The following is an 18331-nucleotide window of genomic DNA, read 5'->3' as shown; positions in this document are numbered from 1 at the left end:
ATCCCGGGCATGAATTCCCAAACCGACCTCGTCCCCGCGCCCGCGAGCGTTCCGGCCCCTGCTGGAGCATCGGAAGACCTCGCCCAGCACGCGCAATTCGTCGACTGGATGCGCTCCGTCGCCCCTTACATCCATGCGTTCCGCAACAAGACGTTCGTCGTCGGGTTCGGCGGCGAAGTGGTGCATCAGGGGCTCCTGAATGCGCTCGTGTCGGACATCGCGCTGCTGCAGGCCATGGGCATCCAGATCGTGCTGGTGCATGGTTCGCGCCCGCAGGTCGAGGAGCAGATGAGTCTGCACGGCGTCGAGTCCGAGTTTTCGCACGGCATGCGCATTACCGACGCGCGCGCGCTCGAATCCGCGAAAGAAGCGGCCGGCGAAGTGCGTCTGGATATCGAGGCGGCCATCAGCCAGGGCTTGCCGAACACGCCCATGGCGCACGCGCACATCAGCGTCGTGTCGGGCAATTTCGTGACGGCACGACCCGTCGGCATTCTGGACGGCGTGGACTTCGCGCACACCGGCGTGGTGCGCAAGATCGACGCCGATTCGATCCGCCATTCGCTCGCGAGCCGCAAGCTCGTGCTGCTCTCGCCGCTCGGCTTTTCGCCCACCGGCGAAGCATTCAATCTGTCGATGGAAGACGTGGCATCGGCTGCCGCGATCGCATTGCGCGCCGACAAGATCGTGTTCCTGACCGAAACCCCCGGCCTCATGCAAGCCGGCGAGGACGGCCCGGAGCTGATCCGCGAACTGTCGCTCGACGACGCCTACAAGCTGCACGAAAGCGGCGAGGTCACCGGCGACGCGGGCTTCTATCTGAAGCACTCGATCCGCGCGTGCCGTGGCGGCGTGGCGCGGGCGCATATCATCCCTTACGCGCTCGACGGCAGTCTGCTGCTCGAACTGTTCCTGCACGACGGCGTCGGCACGATGATCTCGTACGAGAACCTGGAAAGCCTGCGCGAAGCCACGCCGGACGACGTCGGCGGTATTCTCGCGCTGATCGAGCCGCTCGAGTCCGACGGCACGCTGGTGCGGCGCGGGCGCCATCAGATCGAGCGCGACATCGACCACTTCTCGGTGATCGAGCACGACGGCGTGCTGTTCGGCTGCGCGGCGCTGTATCCGTACACGCAGGAGCGCATCGGCGAAATGGCCTGCCTGACCGTCGCGCCGGAAGCGCAAGGCACGGGCGACGGCGAGCGCCTGCTCAAGCGCATCGAGCAGCGCGCGCGGGCGCGCGGCCTTACGCGTATTTTCGTGCTCACCACGCGCACGGAACACTGGTTCCTGAAGCGCGGCTTCGTCAAGGTCACGGTCGACGACCTCCCCGAAGACCGCCGCCGACTGTACAACTGGCAGCGCAAATCGCTCGTGCTGATGAAACAGCTCTGAGCGGCCCCATATAAGCGACTGGCCGTCGTCGAATGATCCGGTCATTTATTTTTTATGGGCCGGCGTCAGTGCTGAAGCACTACCCCGGCCGACAGAGGAGAAGCCCAACATGACTCGTATGGTTCAATGCGCGAAGCTCGGCAAGGAAGCCGAAGGCCTCGATTTCCCGCCGCTGCCTGGCGAACTCGGCAAGCGGATCTACGAAAGCATCTCGAAGGAAGCATGGCAAGCCTGGTTGAAGCAGCAAACCATGCTGATCAACGAAAATCGTCTGAACATGGCCGACCCGCGCGCGCGCCAGTACCTGATGAAGCAGACCGAGAAGTTCTTCTTCGGCGAAGGCGCGGACACCGCGCAAGGCTATGTGCCGCCTGCAGGCGAATGAACGAATGGTGAGCGCTCGATCGCAGTAAGCGGGCGTCACGCCCTTACGTGTACAACGACGAAATCCGCGACGAAATCCGCGCCTCATGCGCGGATTTTTTTCGCACGAACACTTCGTCGCACCACCTCCGGCGAGCGCCCGCAAAACTCCCCAAACGGTACATTTTCAGGCCGTTTTAAGCCCCTTCTCCAGACCGCGCGATTGCCCGAATCCCGCTCCCGGCAAGGGATTGCGCGCCGTCCACCGGCCTCCCCGGAGAATCCGGGTTTGCACGATCCTCTGTCATCGTGCTAACATGTGTGTCGTTCCAACAGCAATTCACCTTCATTCGCGTTCTCTGACCTTGCGACACAGAGTGCGTGCACTGCGAGTGCCTGCACTGCGGCGTGTCCATCGCGATGGAACAGTTTTTATACAAGAAGGCTTGTCGGTCGTATCGCAGGTTGAGCCGGTTCTGAGGGTCGTCCCGAAGGCGTCGCAACCGCGAATCAAGCACCGGCCTTTTTCGTTTCAAGCCTTCCCGTGACGTGGAATCCGGCGCCGAGCCGCCCGCGTCTTCATGCGCCTGCCCCCCTATCACGGCCACGCAGGTGCAACAGTCAGCACAATCTAGACGAGTGTTTTTTCGCGACAGGCTCGCGAGGCACGGGCACTTGCTGCTTTCGCTGCTTGCGCAGCGTTTGGCGAGTCTTTTGCGTTTCTTTCTACGCGCGCCCACTTTTTCGCCGTCGCGGCGAGAAGCCCTCGCCCCGTTTCTCGAAACTGCACTTCCCAGCAACCGTGGCGGAACGCATCATGAGTTTCGTCGCAGTCATCGGAGTTTTTACCTTGACCGCTTCCAGCAACGGCTTCTGGCGACACCAACAAGAACAACGCCTTTCCCTCGACGACATCACGGTCGTCGACCACTCTCTCTTGAAGCGTGCCGTCGGCGCCATGGCGCTTGGCAACGCAATGGAATGGTTCGACTTCGGCGTGTACAGCTACATCGCTGTCACGCTCGGCAAAGTGTTCTTCCCGTCGTCGAGCCCGTCCGCCCAGTTGATCGCGACCTTCGGCACGTTCGCCGCCGCGTTTCTGGTGCGCCCGGTCGGCGGCATGGTGTTCGGGCCACTCGGCGACCGCATCGGCCGTCAGCGCGTGCTGGCAATGACCATGATCATGATGGCGCTCGGCACGTTCGCCATCGGGCTGATTCCGAGCTACGGGTCGATCGGCATTCTCGCGCCGGCCCTGCTGCTCGTCGCGCGTCTGGTGCAAGGCTTTTCGACCGGCGGCGAATACGGCGGTGCGGCGACCTTCATCGCCGAATTCTCGACGGACAAGCGCCGCGGCTTCATGGGCAGCTTTCTCGAATTCGGTACGCTGATCGGCTATGTGCTGGGCGCGGGCACGGTCGCCGTGCTCACCGCGACGCTGTCGAACGACGCGCTGCTGTCGTGGGGCTGGCGTGTGCCGTTCCTGATCGCAGGTCCGCTCGGACTCGTGGGTCTGTACATCCGGATGAAGCTGGAAGAAACGCCCGCGTTCAAGAAGCAGGCCGAGCAACGCGAAGCCGAGGAAAAGGCGCTGCCGAAGCAGTCATTCCGTCAGTTGCTCGTGCAGCAATGGAAACCGCTCCTGCTGTGCGTGGGCCTCGTGCTGATCTTCAACGTGACCGACTACATGGCGCTCTCGTATCTGCCGAGCTACCTGTCGGCGACGCTGCACTTTAACGAGACGCACGGCCTCTTCATCGTCCTCGTCGTGATGGTGCTGATGATGCCGGCAACGCTCGCAGCCGGCCGCCTGTCGGACGCGATCGGCCGCAAACCGGTGATGCTGTTCGGCTGCATGGGTCTCTTCGCGCTGTCCATCCCCGCGCTCCTCTTGATCCGCATGGGCACGGTGCTGCCGGTGTTCGCCGGCCTGATGATTCTGGGCGTGCTGCTGTCGTGCTTTACGGGCGTGATGCCGTCGGCGCTGCCGGCCCTCTTCCCGACGAAGATCCGTTATGGCGCGCTGGCCATCGGCTTCAACATTTCGGTGTCGCTGTTCGGCGGCACAACGCCGCTCGTGACCGCGTGGCTCGTCGAGCGCACCGGCAATCTGATGACGCCCGCGTACTACCTGATGGGCGCGTCGCTGATCGGCATCGTCTCGGTCGTCGCGCTGCGCGAGACGGCCCGCAAGCCGCTGCTCGGCTCGGGTCCGTGCGTCGCGACGCGCGCCGAAGCACACGCGGTGCTGCGCGGCGAACGCGAAGCCGAAGAGATGGACGAAGGCTACGCGGCGACCGCTACGGCGCGCGCGTGAGCGCGGCAAACGCAGTGCAATGCTGCGCTCGTCGTGAAGACTTGAACTAGTGGACAAAGGGTCGGCGCAAGAGCCGGCCCTTTTTCATTCCAGCAACACATCGACCCTCGCCTCGGCGTGTGCGCCTTCGATGGTCAGCAGTCCCGCCGAAACCGGCAGCTTGAAACGCCGCGGCCCCGCGCTGCCGGGGTTGACGAACAGCACGCCGTCGCGCTCGCTGATCGACGGCTTGTGCGAGTGGCCGGTCACCACGACCTTGATGCCCTGCGTGCGCGGATCGGCGGGCACCTCGGCCATGTCGTGCACGACCAGAATCACGACCTGCTGCACGGTAAGCGTCGCATGGGTCGGCAGCGCCGCGGCCCACTCGCCCACGTCGTTATTGCCGCGCACCACCGTGAGCGGTGCAATCTGCGCGAGCGCGTCGAGCACGGCCTGATTGCAGATATCGCCGGCATGGATGATGGCGTCGCAGCCGGCGAGATACGCGAGCGCTTCCGGCCGCACGAGGTTATGCGTGTCGGAGATCAGGCCGATACGGCTCGGCGGGGAACGATGTTGGGCTGAAGTCATGAAGGAAGTGTTGGCAAAGCTCCGCTTTGCGAGCAAACGACGCGCCCGCGGGCCTATCGATCGACCGGCGACCGCAGCGACGTTTCGCAGCTCGCTCGGCCATGCTTTGCGCCACGCTCAGCTCACACGCGGCGAACGCTCGCGTGCAGACGCCCGCTCCCATACTCGCGCCAGACTATTCGACCCGCCGCTGCAACGCAGCCTCCGACGATCCTGCTCGCACCGGCCGCCGCGCATCCAGCATGCGCCGCGTCGCGCCTTGCACGACGATCGAAATTGCCGACGCGCACGCAAAGCTCGCCCACACGCCATAGCGCGGCAGCATTGCCGCGGTCGCCGCGAAGAACGCCGCGAACGAGCCGCGCCCGAGCACCATGCCGCGCATCAGCAACGCGACGAAATCGGGCCCGTGCTCGCGCTGCGCCGACACGGCAAGCACGATCCCAAGCAGTGGAAAGACCGACAGCAGGCCGCTCCAGGTCGCCCCCATCGACGCCGACAAGCCAGTGACCGCAAGCGTCAACAGCGCGCCGGCGAGCATGCGCGCGACGAGATCCGCCCGCCCGGCCCGCGCGGCCGGCACCTGTTCCGCGACGCGCGGCAAAATGCTCTGCGAAATCGCGACAGCCGTGCAAGCCGCCGCAACAGCCCACGCGAGCGAGCGCGGCAGTTGCGCGAGCAGCAGCGCCGCCACGAGCCACGCGCTCATGCCCGCGACGACCGCGACCGGCCACGACAAACGGCGGCAACTCAACGCATACGCAAGGTTGAATGCTTCCGACGCGGCAATCGCCGCAATGGAGGCAACCGACGCCTGCGCCGCAAACGACGGCCCCCTCGCCAGCGCGAGCAGCAGCACGATCGGTCCCGCGACGACCGGCAGGCCCGCGAGCCAGCCCGCCACCGACGGTCCCCACATGCGCCCCGCCATCGTCAGCGCGGCGAGAAACGCCGGCACGAGCGCGAGCTTCAACGCGAGCATGCTCAGGCTTCCAGAACGTGTTCGATACGCCTGTCCGGCACGAGCCACCACGCCGCCGCGAGTGCATAGAGCGCCGCCGATGTCCATGGCGCCACAAACGCGAGCACGATGCCCGCCAGATAGATGGCAACGGAAACCTTGCCCTTGAAGTCGTTGCCTACCGCCTTCGCCAGCGCGGAATCGCGGCCGTGCTGGCGAACCAACAAGCGCGTCAGAATGAAATAGGCGATTGCCGACATGAACAGCACGACGCCGTACAGCGCGGTCGGCCACGAAGCCAGGTGATTCTCGCCGACCCAATGCGTGACCGCGGGCAGCAGCGACAGCCAGAAGAGCAGATGCAGATTCGCCCACAGCACGCCGCCGTTGACCTTCTGCACTGCATGGAACATGTGGTGATGATTGTTCCAGTAGATGCCCACGTAGATGAAGCTCAGCACATACGCGCAGAACACCGGCACCAGCGGCCGCAGCGCGGCGAGGTCGAAGCCTTCCGGCACCTTGATTTCGAGCACCATGATCGTGATGATGATGGCAATCACGCCATCGCTGAAGGCTTCGACGCGTCCCTTGCCCATCGGCTGTTCCTCGAGTGAATGCGGTTGAATGGCCCGCGATTATCCGCGATGCCGCGACGCCTTGTCGATCCGCGCGCCACGCCCCCCGCTACTTCAACGGCTTCAGCCCGTCGAGCAAGGTGGGAATCAATTCGCTGATGGTCGGATGGATGTGCATCGCGTATTGCAAGGTCGGATAAGGCGCGCCCGCCGTCATGATGTCGATGAACGTGTGGATCGCCTCGTCGCCTTCTATGCCGTGAATCGCCGCGCCGAGAATCTGCTTGCTGCGCGCGTCGGCGAGCACCTTCATGAAGCCGTCGGTTTCGCCGCGTTCGCGTGCGCGGCCCACGCGCGACATCGGCATCGTCGCGATCAGCGCATCGCGTCCGCTCTTGCGCACGTCCTCTTCCGAGAGCCCGACGCGCGCGAGCGGCGGATCGACGAAAACGGCATAGGCCATGATGCGCGTGTCGACCGTGCGCGCACCGCCATCGAGCAGATTGGCCGCGACGATCTGGTAATCGTCGTAAGACGTATGCGTGAAAGCGCCGCGCCCGTTGATGTCGCCGATCGCCCAGATGCCCGGCACGTTGGTGCGCAGCTGGCCGTCCACGGGAATCGTGCCGTGCCGGTCCACTTGGATGCCGGCGGCGGCGAGGCCGAGGTCGTCGGTATTCGGTTCGCGGCCGGTCGCAAAGAGCAGATGCGACGCCTCCAGCGCCGGCACGTTCTGCTCGAAGCCGATGCACACGTCATTCGCGCGATGCGGATGCGGCTCGACGCGCGAAGGCTGCACGCCGAAGCGGAATTCCACGCCTTCGCGCGCCAGCACTGTCTGCACGGACTCGGCGAGATCGGCGTCCTCGCGCGTCAGCACGCGCTCGCCGCGCACGAGCACGGTGACCTCGCTGCCGAAGCGGCGAAACACCTGCGCGAATTCGAGCGCGATATAACTCCCGCCGACAATCACGAGCCGGCTCGGCAGCTCGGTAAGCTCAAGCAGGCTCGAGTTGGTGTAATAGCGGATTCGCTCGATACCTTCGAGCGGCGGCACCACCGCCCGCGTGCCGGTATTGAGGAAAATTTCGCCGGCGCTCAGCTCATGCAGCACCGTGCCGTCCGCCCCGCTGATGGACAGCGTATGCGGCGCCGTGAAGCGCGCGTGGCCGTTGAATACGGTGACGTTTTCCGTGCCGTGCAGCCATTGTTCGACGCCGTCGCGCGACTGCCCGATGATCTTGTCCTTGCGCGCTTTCACCGCCGACAGATCGACGTTGACCGCCCCGCTCACCAGCACGCCGAGCCGCGCCGCGTGGCGCGCCACGTGCGCCGCGCGAGCGCTTGCCACATACGCCTTGGTCGGCGTGCAGCCCACGTTCACACAGGTCCCGCCGAACGCCGCGCGCTCGATGACCGCCGTGCGGCGGCCGCTCTTGCCAAGACGCACGGCGAGCGGCGCGCCGCCCTGGCCGGTGCCGATTACGACTGCGTCGAAGTGCTGTGCCATGGCGACTCTCCTCGCGGCTCGGATGCCGGTCGTTGCATCTTACGCCCAGTCGCCGTCACGCTTGCGCCACGCGGCCAATTAGCCGTGGTCCGACCGCCTTGTCACACCGGACAATGCGCGGTGCGGCTCAGGTGACCGCCGGCGCATACGCATCCGCCAGCGCGCGCCCATAGGCGCTCGCGCCGACCGGCCGGCTGTATAGATAGCCCTGCTGCTTGTCGCAATCGATGGAACGCAGAAACGCCGCCTGCTCGGGCGTTTCCACGCCTTCCGCGGTGACGTTCATGCCGAGCGAATGCGCCATGGCCACGACGGCCTGGGTAATTGCAATCGAATCCCGATGGTCCGGCAAACCGGCGACAAACGACCGGTCGATCTTCAGGTTATGCAGCGGAAAGCGCTTCAGATACGACAGCGACGAATAGCCGGTGCCGAAGTCGTCGACGGAAATACGCACGCCCGTCGCGCTCAGCGCGAGCAACATGGGAAGCACGGTGTCGCTGTCGCTCATCAGCAGCCGCTCGGTGATTTCCAGTTCGAGCGCCGCCGGTTCGAGCCCCGACTGGTCGAGGCAGCGCCTGATGCGCTCGACGAGCCCCTCGTTGAACTGGCGCGGCGACAGGTTCACGGCGACGATCAGCTCGGGCGCGAGCGTGCGCCGCCAGTGCGCCGCCTGCTCGCACGCGTGCGCGAGTACCCATTCGCCGATCTCGGCGATGAGGCCCGCGTCTTCGGCAACCGGAATGAACTCGGCCGGCGAGACGTTGCCGAGCTCGCTGTTGTACCAGCGCAGCAGCGCCTCCGCGCCGATGGTGCGGCCGTCCTGGCTATCGACGATCGGCTGATAGACGAGGCTCAGCTCGTTGCCGGCGAGCGCGCGGCGCAGCGACTGCTCGATCAGGAAGCGGCGCTGCAACTGCTGATTGAGCTCGGCGGTAAAGAACTGGAAGTTGTTGCGGCCGCGCTGCTTCGCGTGATACATGGCCGAGTCAGCGTTGCGCATCAGCGTGGGCGCGTCCTGGCCGTCGTCCGGAAAGCGGCTGATGCCGATCGAGGCGCCCAGGTAGTACTCGTTATCCGCCACCGCGAACGGCACGGCGATTTCATCGAGGATGTGACGGGCAAGCGCGATCAGCCGTTCGCTGCAGTCGCAGGCGCTGACCACGATCACGAACTCGTCGCCGCCCACGCGCGCGAGCGTGTCGTCCGGGCCGACGCAACCGGCGAGCCGCCCTGCGACGCTTTTCAGGAGCGCGTCGCCGGCCTCGTGACCGGCGGTGTCGTTGACCTTCTTGAAGCCGTCCAGATCGACGAACAGGACCGCGACGCTCGCGAGCTCGCCGGTGCCGTCCGGCCCGCCGGGCGCGAACAGGCTGTTCATCCGCTCGGTCAGATAGGCGCGGTTGTAAAGCCCGGTGAGCGAATCGCGGGTAGCGAGGAATTTGAGCTGGCGCTGCGCCTCGCGCACCGGCCCGATGTCGGTGAAAGAAATCAACACGGAGTCGGGCTTGCTCTGGCCCGGCTTCAGGATCGGCACGACGTTCTCGGTGATCCAGATGACCTCGCCGCTCACGAGCTCGATGGCGAGCGTGACGCCGAGCATCGGTTTGCCCGTGGCGAGCACCTGGTTCGTGGGCCGCTCGTCTTCCGTCACGGGCGAGCCGTCCTCGTGAAAGCCGCGCACCATCACCGTGCGAATGCTGCGTCCGACGATCTGCGGCCCCGTGCGCAGCATGCGCTGCGCGCTCGGATTGCAGGCCAGCACGACGCCCTCGCGCGACTGCACGACAATGCCTTCGATCAGATGATCGACGACGAGCCGGTGATGCTCCTCGCTGTTGGCGAGGCGTTGCGCCATGGCGTCCTGATGCACGGCGAGACCGACGCTGCGGCTGATGTCCCGCAGCATGGTCTCTTCCTGCGGAGTCGGCCGGCGCGGCTCGCGATAATAGACGGCGAACGCGCCGAGCATGACGCCCGCGTCGTTTTCGAACGGCACCGACCAGCACGCGCGCAGCCCGTGCGGCAGCGCCAGCGCGCGGAAGTCCGCCCACAGCGGGTCCGTTTCGATGTCCTCGACCACCACGAGGCGCCGCTCGTACATCGCGGTGCCGCACGAGCCCGCTTGCGGGCCGATCGCCGCGCCGTCGATCGCCGTGCTGAAGCGCCTTGGCAGCGACGGTGCGCCGCCCATGCGCACATGCACGCCGTCTTCGTCGAGCAACAGGATGGAGCAGGACGCGCCCGCGCCCAGCAGCGCTTCCGCGCGCAGACACACCTCATCCAGCAACTCCGGCAACGGCGTATTACGGGTGATGAGCCGCAATACGCTGCGCTCCGAGGCCAGTACCTCTTCGGCCAGATCCGGCCGGTAACGGCCATCGCCGGGCGTTGCTTCCACCTCCCTACATGATGTCGCTTCGCGGTTCATATATGCCCCCCAACCCAACATCGGCAAGTTTATGTAAGCAGCGCATCAGGGTATACCCGTCAAATGCCCGAAGACCCTGTCGGCAGCGTCTGTATTTGCCATGCCTTGCACTATCGCGGCGCCGGCCACACCGCGTAAGGCAATATCTGGTAATCACCTGTCCGAATTGCTGCTTTTTCCGCCGTCCGCATGACGTGCGATCGGACGATCATCCGTTGCATGAGAAACCCTGCATCGCGTGAACCGTCATGAAACTCGTCCGCCCCGTTCTGATCGCCGCGCTGCTGATCGCGCATTCGTCCGCTCACGCCGCGAGCTTCGATTGCAGCAAGGGGCGCTCGCTCGCCGAAAAAATAATCTGCCACGACCCGGCCCTGTCGCGCCTCGACGATACGTTGGGACAACTCTACTGGAAAGCGCGGCGAAAAGTGAGCGACCGGCGCGGCTTCATCACCGACAGCGACAACAAATGGGCCTGGCGCGAGACCCATTGCCGGGACGCCGCGTGCCTCGGGACATGGTATGCGACGCGCATCGACGAATTGCGGCAACTGATCGCGAGCATGCAGGCGGGTGCGGGCGCGGCCACTGCCGCGGCCGACCCGCCGCATTCCGGCGATGTGTCCAGCCCCGCGCAATCCGAGCCCGCGCGCCAACCTTCGATGTCCGCGCCTTCCGCCGTCGACGCCGCCATGCTTCAGTGCACCGCCGCGCATCCGGGCCTTGCGATCGGCGAGCCTTGTTCGAGCGTGCTCAGGCAGAACGGCAGTCCGTGGAAGTACCGGCCGCACGGCGGCGACTGGTTCTGCGGCGTCGCGATGCTGGGGCGTTCGTGAAAACGCACATGAGAACGCACACGACGACGCCCTTAAGGACGCGAACACGCGGCGCCCCACGCGGCTTCGCAGTCCACTAGTGCAGCCTCGGCGGCACGTCCTGACCGGAAGAGTCCGGCTCGGGCGCGTCGTCCGCGGGACCGCCCTCGCCGAACAGCCCGGCGCACACATCGCGCCCGGTTTCGGTGAGCCGCGCGGTGCCCGCGCCTTCCTCGTTGAACGTCGTGCTCACGAGACCGCCGTCGACGAGCGCCGTCAACTGCCGCCGCAGCACGCTCATCGGCACGTTCGCCTGCTTCGAGAGCCGCGCGAGCGACCACGCGCCGCCGGGCGTCGCCCGCGCCGGCAGTTCGGTGTGCGCGCGCCAAAGCTGCCTGAGCACGGCGAGCAGCAGCGGGTCGATCTCATCGTCATCCATTCGTGTCTCCCTGTTTTGTCCGTCGGCCGCCTGTCTGCGAGCTCTGACGGTACGGCTTCTCACGCCATCTGCGTCACCAGCTCGCCGAGTGTCTTCAACGCTGCCTCGCTTTGCGTCGTCCACGGATAGCTGTAGTTGAGCCGGATGAAATGGCGGTAATGATTGCGCGTAGAAAACATCATGCCGGGTCCGACGGTGATGCTGCGCGCGAGCGCCGCCTGGTAAAGCTTCATCGAATCGATGTGCTCCGGCAGCTCCACCCACAGCACATAGCCGCCTTGCGGCGCGGAGAGGCGCGTGCCGGCCGGAAAAAAACGCCGCACCATGGCGCTCATGATGCTCGCCTGCTGCCGATAAACCTTGCGAACGTGCCGCAGATGCCGGTCGTAGCCATCCTGGCGCAGATAATCGGCCACGGCGACCTGCGGCACCGAGGGCGTCGTCAGCGTGTTCAGGAATTTGAGCTTCTCGACCTGCGCGCGAAAGCGTCCCGGCAACGCCCAGCCGATCCGGTACGAAGCGGTCAGACTTTTGGAAAACGACGCGCAATGCAGCACCAGGCCCTGCGTGTCGAAGCTCTTAAGGCTCGCGGGCCGGGTCTCGCCGAAATACAGCTCCTGATACACATCGTTTTCGATGACGGGAATCTGATGCACGGCGAGCAGTTCGACCAGTTGCCGCTTGCGCGTGTCCGGCATCTGAAAACCCAGCGGATTCTGGAAGTTCGGCATCACCATGCAGGCGGCGATGTTCTGGCGCGCGATCACCTGCGCGAGCGCGTCGAGATCGATTCCGTCGACGGGATGGGTCGCCACCTCGATCGCCCGCATGCCGAGGCGCTCGATGGCGTGCAGCATCGCGTAATAGGTGGGCGATTCCACGGCGACCGTGTCGCCGGGCCTCGCGACGGCCTGCAGACTCAGGTTGATCGCCTCCGTCGCACCGAGCGTGATGACGATTTCTCCAGGATCGACCGGCATGCCGTTTTCCGTGTAGCGGCGCGCGATCTGCCGGATCAGTTCGGGGTTGCCCGGCGGCAGATCGTCGATCAGGTTCCAGCTTGCCTGACGGCGCGCAATTGCGTTCGCATACTGATTGATGCGCCGCCACGGAAAGAGCGATGGGTCCGGATACGGCGAGCCGAACGGCACGGCGTCGTGCGCGCGGATGCTGCGCAGCGTGGAGAGCACGAGCCGGCTCACGTCGACTTCCGCGGCGACGGGCGCAACGGGCAGCGCGGGCGTGCCGTTGCGGCGACGGGTTTCGGGCCGGAGCGCGGCGAGCGCCGCTTCGCGTACGAAATAGCCCGATTGCGGACGCGTTTCGACGAGGCCGCGGCTCTCAAGCAGGGCATAAGCATGCAGCACCGTCTTGATGCTCACGCCGTGCTGCTGGCTCGCCTGCCGCACCGACGGAATCCGTTCGCCTGCCGCGAACACGCCGCGGCGCACGGCTTCGGCGATTTCGTCGGCGAGCTTTTCGTAGAGTTTCAAGGACGTGGCTCAATAAAGACGGACTTCCCGCGCGTCAGTCTATGACAAAGCGCGACAACTGTATCCCTTCCCTTTTTGTTTTTCTGTATGCTGCACTGCGATTGGAACACAGTAGGCTTGTCCCATCGGCCAAAAGCCATGACAGACCACACGCGGCAAGCATGAAGAACACCGACATTCGCAGCACATCCGGCGCCCACGCGAGCCAGAAAGCTCGCGGCGACGCCCGTATCGAGCCGTACACGCACCCGGCTGCCGGCTGGGGCGCGCTCAAGTACGTCGCCATCAACCTGATCAAGGAAAAGGTGACGGGCGGCAATTACCGCACGCTGCTCAAGCAGAATCAGCCGGACGGCTTCGACTGCCCCGGCTGCGCGTGGCCCGACCGCGAGCACGCGTCCACCTTCGAGTTCTGCGAGAACGGCGTGAAGGCCGTGGCCGCCGAGGCCACCAGCAAGCGTGTGACGCCCGCATTCTTCGCGGAGCACACGGTCGCCGAACTGATGGCGCAGTCCGACTTCGAACTGGAACAGCACGGCCGCCTGACCGACCCGCTCGTCTATGACGCGATCAGCGACCGCTACGTGCCGATCGGCTGGGACGAAGCCTTCGACCTGATCGCGAGCCACCTGAAGCGCCTCGACGATCCGGATCAGGCGGCGTTCTACACGTCGGGCCGCGCGAGCAACGAGGCCGCGTTCCTGTACCAGCTGTTCGTGCGCATGTACGGCACGAACAATTTTCCCGACTGCTCGAACATGTGCCACGAAGCGACGAGCCGCGGCTTGCCCGGCACCGTCGGCATCGGCAAAGGCACCGTCACGCTCGACGACTTCGAACACGCCGACACGCTGCTCATCTTCGGCCAGAATCCGGCGACCAACCACCCACGCATGCTCGGCGAGTTGCGCGAATGCGCGAAGCGCGGCGCGACCATCGTGTCAATCAACCCACTCAAGGAGCGCGGGCTGGAGCGTTTCGCGAGCCCGCAGCATCCCGTGGAAATGCTGACCCTGGGCAGCACGAAGATCAGCTCAGTGTTCATTCGCCCGAAGGTCGGCGGCGACTTTGCGCTCATCAAGGGCGTCGCCAAACGCGTGATCGAACTCGACGACGAAGCGCAGGCGTCGGGCCTCGAACGCGTGCTCGACGTCGCGTTCATCGCGGAACATACGGTCGGCTTCGAAGCGTTCGCGGAAGATCTGCGCGCCGAAAGCTGGGACACGATCGTCGCGGAATCCGGCGTGCCCTATGAAGACGTGCTCAAGCTCGCGGACATCTACGCAAAAGGCCGCGCGGTGATCTCGACGTGGGGCATGGGCCTCACGCAGCACAAGAATTCGGTGGCAACGGTGCAACTGCTGTCGAACCTGATGATGATGCGCGGCAACATCGGCCGGCGCGGCGCGGGGCTGTGTCCCGTGCGCGGACATTCGAACGTGCAGGGCGACCGCACGGTCGGTATCGAGGAAAAGCCTACGCAGGCCTTTCTCGACCGGCTGGGCGAGGTCTACCGTTTCGAGCCGCCGCGCGAGCACGGGCTCGACGTCGTCAACACGATTGCCGCGATGCTCGACGGAAAAGTGAAAGTGTTCATCGGCCTGGGCGGCAACTTTTCGATCGCGACGCCCGACACGCCGCGCACGTGGGAAGCCATGCGTTCGTGCGATCTCACGGTGCACATCACGACGAAGCTGAACCGCAGCCATCTCGTGCACGGCCGCGACGCGCTGATTCTGCCGACGCTCGGCCGCACCGAAATCGATCTGCAGAACGGCGTCGCGCAGGGTGTAAGCGTCGAGGATTCGATGAGCATGGTGCATATCTCATACGGCATGAACAAGCCGGCGTCCGAGAATCTGCTGTCGGAGATCGCGATTGTCGCGCGCATGGCGCATGCGACGCTCGGCAGCGACAAGGTCGACTGGCTCGCACACGCCGCGGATTACTCGCTGATTCGCGACGGCATCGCCAAAGTGATCGACGGTTTCCACGATTACAACGAGCGGCTCAAGCGCCCAGGCGGCTTCCATCTGGGCGTCGCGTCGCGCGAGCGGATCTGGAAAACGCCGAGCGGCAAGGCGCAGTTCCTCGTGCATGCCATTGCGCTCGACACGCCGATTCATCGCGCGCGCAAGGAGCACGGCGAGCGCCTGCTGACCCTGATGACAACGCGTTCACACGATCAGTACAACACAACGATTTACGGACTCGACGACCGTTATCGCGGCGTGTACGGACAGCGGCGCGTGCTGTTCGCGAACCGGGACGACATCGCGATGCTGGGCTTCGCAGCGGGACAGCGCGTGGATATCACGAGCGTGTGGGCCGACGGCATCGAGCGTCATGCGGACGGCTTTCTGCTCGTCGAATACGATATTCCACGCGGTTGCCTCGGCGCCTACTATCCGGAAACGAATCCGCTCGTGCCGCTGTCGTCGGTCGCGGACGGCGCGGGCACGCCCACTTCGAAGTCGATTCCTGTGTTGCTGAAGGCGTCGTCGGTAGAAGCGGTGGCCTGAGGTATCACGCCTGCACTTTCGCCAAGTCGCGGTGCGTGAGATAGAGCCGCAGATCGAACTCGATCTGATGGTAGCCCGGCTGCATGAACTCGCAGAGGCGGTAAAACGCCTTGTTGTGATCGCTTTCCTTCAGATGCGCGAGTTCATGCACCACGATCATCTTCAGAAATTCCGGCGCCGCCGCTTTGAAGAGCGACGCAATGCGGATTTCCTTCTTCGCCTTGAGCTTGCCGCCCTGCACGCGCGAGATGCTGGTGTGCAGGCCCAACGCATGGCGCATCACGTCGAGCTTGCTGTCGTATGTCACCTTGTCGATCTGCTCCGCACTGCGTAGATGTTCGCGCTTTAACTCGGCGCAGTAGGTGTAGAGCGCGCGATCGGTCTGCACGTCGTGCGTGTTCGGATAGCGCGCGGCGAGGTACGGGCCGAGTTGTTCATCGGCGATGAGTTTCTTCACTTTCTCGAGCAGCGCGGGCGGATAGCCGCTCAGGTATTTCAGGTGGTGCATGGTATTGGGGTCGCGCGAAACGTCCAGTTTACACGGCTCTCGCGCGACGATGCCTCACACCCGCCACACCGGCCCGCCGGGAAAATCATGCTGATCGAGCGACGCCGCGTGAATTTCGATGCTGTAGCCGGGACGTTGCGGCGGCAAATAGCGCCCGTTGCGGATGACGACGGGGTCGACGAAATGCTCATGCAAATGATCGACGTATTCGAGCACCCGGTTCTCGAGCGACGCGGACACGCAGATATAGTCGAATAACGAAATATGCTGGACGTACTCGCATAAACCGACGCCGCCCGCGTGCGGGCACACCGGCACGCCGAACTTTGCCGCCATCAGCAGGACGACAATCACTTCGTTCAGACCGCCGAGGCGGCAACTGTCCACCTGACAGAAGTCGATCGCGCGTGCCTGCAGCAACTGCTTGAACATCACGCGGTTATGACAATGCTCGCCGGTTGCCACGCCGATCGGCGCAAGCCGCTCGCGAATGGCGGCGTGGCCGAGAACGTCGTCGGGGCTCGTCGGCTCCTCGATCCACCACGGGTCGAATTGCGCGAGTTGCCGCATGTTCGCGATGGCTTCGTCGACATCCCACACCTGGTTGGCGTCCATCATCAGCTTGCGGTCCGGGCCGATTTCCTCGCGCAGAATGCGGGCGCGGCGCAGATCTTCGGCGAGATTGCCGCCGACTTTCTGCTTGAAATGCGTCCACCCTTGCGCGACGCCTTCGCGCGCGAGGCGGCGAATCTTGTCGTCGTCATAGCCGAGCCAGCCCGCGGACGTCGTGTAAGCCGGGTAGCCGTGCGCGAGCATCTCCTGCTCGCGCGCGGCCTTGGTCCCGGCATGACGATGCAGCATCGCAATCGCCTCCTGCGGGGTCAGCGCGTCGGTCACATAGCGAAAATCCAGGCACCGTACGAGTTCTTCGGGACTCATGTCGACGAGCAGCTTCCACACCGGCTTGCCTTCTGCTTTCGCCCACAGGTCCCAGACCGCGTTGACGACGGCCGCGGTGGCCAGATGAATCGCGCCCTTGTCCGGGCCGATCCAGCGCAACTGGCTGTCCGAGGTCAGCGCGCGCCAGAAGCCGCCCATGTGGGCGGCAATCTCCTGCAGCGTTTTGCCGACGACGAGCGGCGCAAGCGCCTCCACCGCCCTCACGCAGATCTCGTTGCCGCGGCCGATCGTAAACGTCAGACCGTGGCCCACGAGCCCTTGCGGCGCATCCGTTTCGAGCGTGACGTAGGTGGCCGAATAATCAGGCGCGGCGTTCATCGCATCCGAGCCGTCGAGCGAACGCGAAGTCGGAAAGCGGATGTCGCGCACCGACAGCCTCTTGATCGTAGTGATCGTGGTCATGTCACACGCTCCAGGACGGCTGCATTCACGCGACGATCAATCGTAGAGCACCGCGGCGATCTTCGGATCGTTCATGTTGCTCTTGTCGTACCAATAGAAACCGGTATCGACTTTCTTCGGCAGCTTCTCGCCCTTGAGCGCCCTGACCGCGGAATCGACCACACATTTGCCGATGCCGATCGGGTTCTGCGTGATCGCGCCGGCCATCAGCCCGGAATTAATGTCCTCCTTCTGCTCCTTGCCCGAGTCGTAGCCGATCAGCACGAGCTTCTTGCCCGATTCCTTCACGCCGATCGCCGCGCCCTCCGCGGAGCCTTCATTGGCGCCGAAGATGCCCTTCAGGTTCGGGTTCGCCTGAATCATCGCCTTGGCGATTTCCGCCGATTTCAGATGGTCGCCGCCGCCGTATTGCACCGACACGATCTTCACGTTCGGATGCTTGCTCTTCATTTCGTTAAGGAATCCGTCGCGCCGGTCGATGCCCGTGCGGCTCGTCTGATCGTGCACGATCACGCCGACTTCGCCAGCATTGCCGATGGCCTCGGCCATCTTGTCGGCGGCGAGCGCGGCGGCCGCCAGATTGTCGGTCGCGCAGGTCGTGAGCGGGATGTCGCTGTCCACGCCGGAGTCGAATGCGATGACCGGAATCTTTGCGGCCTGCGCTCTTTTCAACAGCGGAATGGCCGCCTTGCTGTCGAGTGCGGCAATGCCGATGGCTTGCGGCTTTTTCGCGAGCGCGGCCGACAGCATGTCGATCTGCTTGTCGACCATGGCCTCGGTTTCCGGGCCCTCGAACGTGATCCGCACCTTGTGTTCCTTCGCGCCCTGCTCTGCGCCGGCTTTGACCGCCTGCCAGAACTGATGCTGGAACCCCTTGGAAATGAGCGGAATATAAACGTCCTCCGCGTGAGCAAAATTCACTGCGCCGACGAGCGCGCTCACGCCGATTACGACGCCGAATGCTTTTCGATTCAACATGGACTCTCTCCTCCTAAGGTGTGGACCCTTCTTCTTCGCTGTCGGGGATGCGTTGCAGTGCCGCCCCTTGTTGATGTTGTCCG

15 protein-coding genes are annotated in these 18331 nt (G+C 64.7%); 5 read left to right on the top strand and 10 right to left on the bottom strand.

The window, feature by feature from the left end; translation table 11 throughout:
• Positions 1-9 precede the first annotated feature (9 nt).
• From argA to proP, 3 genes are all read left to right on the top strand, one after another.
• Complete coding sequence (gene argA, locus HV711_RS23580; protein ID WP_013588955.1) at positions 10-1398, top strand: amino-acid N-acetyltransferase; 1389 nt, start codon at positions 10-12, stop codon at positions 1396-1398.
• Positions 1399-1507: 109 nt separating this feature from the next.
• A complete protein-coding gene (locus HV711_RS23575) occupies positions 1508-1783 on the top strand; it encodes an oxidative damage protection protein (RefSeq protein WP_013588956.1) in 276 nt (91 codons plus the stop codon).
• 795 nt (positions 1784-2578) lie between these two features.
• Positions 2579-4078, top strand: a complete 1500-nt coding sequence (proP, locus tag HV711_RS23570; protein WP_244142688.1) for a glycine betaine/L-proline transporter ProP — start codon at positions 2579-2581, stop codon at positions 4076-4078.
• Positions 4079-4162: 84 nt separating this feature from the next.
• Here proP and HV711_RS23565 read toward each other — a convergent pair whose 3' ends face one another.
• From HV711_RS23565 to HV711_RS23545, 5 genes are all read right to left on the bottom strand, one after another.
• Entirely contained in the window at positions 4163-4651 is a 489-nt protein-coding gene (locus tag HV711_RS23565) for a metallophosphoesterase family protein (RefSeq protein ID WP_013588958.1), read from the bottom strand.
• A 175-nt stretch (positions 4652-4826) separates the two neighbouring features.
• Entirely contained in the window at positions 4827-5633 is an 807-nt protein-coding gene (locus HV711_RS23560; RefSeq protein WP_035483506.1) for a hypothetical protein, read from the bottom strand.
• A gap of 2 nt (positions 5634-5635) precedes the next feature.
• Positions 5636-6211, bottom strand: a complete 576-nt coding sequence (locus tag HV711_RS23555) for a TMEM175 family protein (protein WP_015003220.1) — start codon at positions 6209-6211, stop codon at positions 5636-5638.
• A gap of 88 nt (positions 6212-6299) precedes the next feature.
• Positions 6300-7700, bottom strand: coding sequence for an FAD-containing oxidoreductase (locus tag HV711_RS23550; RefSeq protein WP_035483504.1), 1401 nt, complete (start codon positions 7698-7700; stop codon positions 6300-6302).
• 127 nt (positions 7701-7827) lie between these two features.
• On the bottom strand, positions 7828-10131 hold the full coding sequence (locus tag HV711_RS23545; protein WP_035483502.1) for a putative bifunctional diguanylate cyclase/phosphodiesterase: 2304 nt from the start codon (positions 10129-10131) through the stop codon (positions 7828-7830).
• A 248-nt stretch (positions 10132-10379) separates the two neighbouring features.
• Between HV711_RS23545 and HV711_RS23540 the strand changes: the two genes are divergently transcribed.
• Positions 10380-10967 (top strand): lysozyme inhibitor LprI family protein, encoded by a 588-nt coding sequence (locus tag HV711_RS23540; RefSeq protein ID WP_175145263.1) that lies wholly within the window; start codon positions 10380-10382, stop codon positions 10965-10967.
• A gap of 76 nt (positions 10968-11043) precedes the next feature.
• On the opposite strand, the gene HV711_RS23535 is transcribed toward HV711_RS23540, so the two are convergent.
• Together HV711_RS23535 and HV711_RS23530 are read right to left on the bottom strand one after the other, a co-directional pair.
• Positions 11044-11385, bottom strand: coding sequence for a transcriptional regulator (locus HV711_RS23535; protein WP_035482299.1), 342 nt, complete (start codon positions 11383-11385; stop codon positions 11044-11046).
• Positions 11386-11444: 59 nt separating this feature from the next.
• Positions 11445-12878: an aminotransferase-like domain-containing protein gene (locus HV711_RS23530; RefSeq protein WP_028363460.1), complete on the bottom strand. Its 1434-nt coding sequence runs from the start codon at positions 12876-12878 to the stop codon at positions 11445-11447.
• 161 nt (positions 12879-13039) lie between these two features.
• On the opposite strand from HV711_RS23530, the gene HV711_RS23525 reads away from it, so the two are divergent.
• Positions 13040-15400 carry an FdhF/YdeP family oxidoreductase gene (locus HV711_RS23525; protein ID WP_035482298.1) on the top strand — a complete coding sequence of 787 codons (2361 nt, stop codon included), beginning with the start codon at positions 13040-13042 and terminating at the stop codon, positions 15398-15400.
• A gap of 4 nt (positions 15401-15404) precedes the next feature.
• Here HV711_RS23525 and HV711_RS23520 read toward each other — a convergent pair whose 3' ends face one another.
• From HV711_RS23520 to HV711_RS23510, 3 genes are read right to left on the bottom strand one after another with little or no spacing between them, the layout of a single operon-like run.
• Entirely contained in the window at positions 15405-15908 is a 504-nt protein-coding gene (locus HV711_RS23520) for a M48 metallopeptidase family protein (protein ID WP_035482296.1), read from the bottom strand.
• A gap of 54 nt (positions 15909-15962) precedes the next feature.
• Positions 15963-17261 carry an L-fuconate dehydratase gene (locus HV711_RS23515; RefSeq protein WP_028363462.1) on the bottom strand — a complete coding sequence of 433 codons (1299 nt, stop codon included), beginning with the start codon at positions 17259-17261 and terminating at the stop codon, positions 15963-15965.
• A gap of 45 nt (positions 17262-17306) precedes the next feature.
• Positions 17307-18248 carry an ABC transporter substrate-binding protein gene (locus HV711_RS23510; RefSeq protein ID WP_035482295.1) on the bottom strand — a complete coding sequence of 314 codons (942 nt, stop codon included), beginning with the start codon at positions 18246-18248 and terminating at the stop codon, positions 17307-17309.
• Positions 18249-18331 lie beyond the last annotated feature (83 nt).

The sequence above is a fragment of the Paraburkholderia phenoliruptrix genome (assembly GCF_902859825.1).
Lineage (GTDB): Bacteria > Pseudomonadota > Gammaproteobacteria > Burkholderiales > Burkholderiaceae > Paraburkholderia > Paraburkholderia phenoliruptrix.
Note: the sequence above shows the minus strand (reverse complement) of the source record. Positions and strands in the feature narration are given on the sequence as shown.